At 32.1% G+C, this 1,703-nt stretch carries 1 protein-coding gene; it reads left to right on the top strand.

Annotated features, from left to right (window positions below; genetic code table 11):
- The first annotated feature begins 738 nt into the window (after positions 1-738).
- Complete coding sequence (locus PL77_RS25165) at positions 739-1,623, top strand: Rpn family recombination-promoting nuclease/putative transposase (protein WP_044211566.1); 885 nt, start codon at positions 739-741, stop codon at positions 1,621-1,623.
- Positions 1,624-1,703: the final 80 nt, after the last annotated feature.

Below are 1,703 nucleotides of genomic sequence, written 5' to 3'. Positions count from 1 at the left end.
TTTTTGATTGAAGGGGCTTAACTTACTCTCTGGGTAAATGTAGCTGTTCCAGAAAAAAACATAAACAGGCAATGATTGCCGTTGTAAATAAACTTGTTAGACAGGCTTTTGGTATTTCCAAGAGTGGAGAAGTATATAATGCTAATTATCAAAGTTTCAATCCAAATCTCTCTTAATCATAATTAATATGAGGTGGTTTTATAGACATCTTTCAAAAAAGATGATGGGTTGTTATGTCCGAAAATTAGAAAGCTATTCATTATGCCACAAAAATGATAACCGAATAAAATTTGGTTAGTTTTGAAAATAAATTTGCTTTTTAATACAGTTCGTCCCTACGGAATGAGTAGACATCATCGATTGACATTTAAAAAACCTCTTCAGTCTCAGTAACCAAAGAGGTTTTATGGTTCGTGGAGATAGCACGAATGCAATCTCTACAGTGGGATTCTAAACTAAGACGATATCTACAACACCATTCTTAACTCTTAACTCTCCCACTGTTCGTAGTGTTAAGCAACAGCGTAACTGCGAACTAGTTCTTTGAATAAGTTTTTAACTTATAACCTATATTAAACTTCCTAGTCAAAATAGAAAAGTGTAAGCTGATACACTTTGTATTAAACCATGGACAGGTGTTAGAATACCCCCAAAAAAAGATCAATTATAATTTTCTGATTCAAAACCACATTAATTCTTTTTCTATTCTTATTTTTGAAGTAAATAAATAGATAAAATATGGCAACGTCAAAATATATCAATCCATTTACAGACTTTGGATTTAAGAAGCTTTTTGGAGAAGAAGACAATAAAGATATTCTTATAGATTTCTTAAATACAGTTTTACCTGAAGAGGATAAAGTATTTGATTTGACGTATAAATCGACTGAAAAGTTATCTGCTCATCAGACGGACAGAAAGGCCATTTTTGATTTATATTGTGAAAATGAGAAAGGGGAAAAGTTTATCGTGGAGTTACAGCGTGCCCACCAAACATTTTTCAAAGATAGAACAATTTATTACTCCACTTTTCCAATTCAAGAACAGGCTACCAAAGGTCAACCCGATGGTAAAGGTTGGAAATACGAACTAAAAGCTGTCTATGTCATTAGTTTGATGGACTTCAAATTTGACTTATCAGAAGATTTCCATCATGTCGTAGAATTGAAAAATCAACGTAATGAAATTTTTTACGATAAGTTGAAATTCATCTACCTAGAGCTACCAAAATTCAAGAAATCAGAAAGTGAGCTGTCTAATCATTTTGATAAATGGATTTACATTTTAAACCGTCTAGAAAGCTTTACAGAGGCTCCTGCATTTTATCAAGAGTATATTTTTAAGAAAATATTTTCCATTACAGAATTTACTGCATTGGATAAAGCAGATCAATTGAGGTATGAAGAGGACTTAAAAATTTTCAGAGACTACTTAAATACATTGGATACAGCCGTTGAAAAAGGTAGAAAGCAAGGTAAGGAAGAAGGATTGAAGGAAGGAAAGAAACAACAAGCATTTGAAAATGCTAAATCAATGCTTCAAGATGGATTGGAGATAGAAAAAGTGGCTTTATATTCTGGTTTGAGTATTGAGGAGGTGAGAGAAATAGCGAATACGATTTAGACTGCTACATTTCTTTGTAGGGATTTTGAATTGCAACGCCAATGTACGAATTTAATAACCATTTTACTATTCAAATATAT

The sequence above is a fragment of the Flammeovirga sp. OC4 genome (genome assembly GCF_000812565.1).
In the GTDB taxonomy this organism is placed as follows: domain Bacteria; phylum Bacteroidota; class Bacteroidia; order Cytophagales; family Flammeovirgaceae; genus Flammeovirga.
The sequence above is the reverse complement of the archived record's forward strand: the minus strand, read 5'-3'. Positions and strand labels throughout refer to the sequence as shown.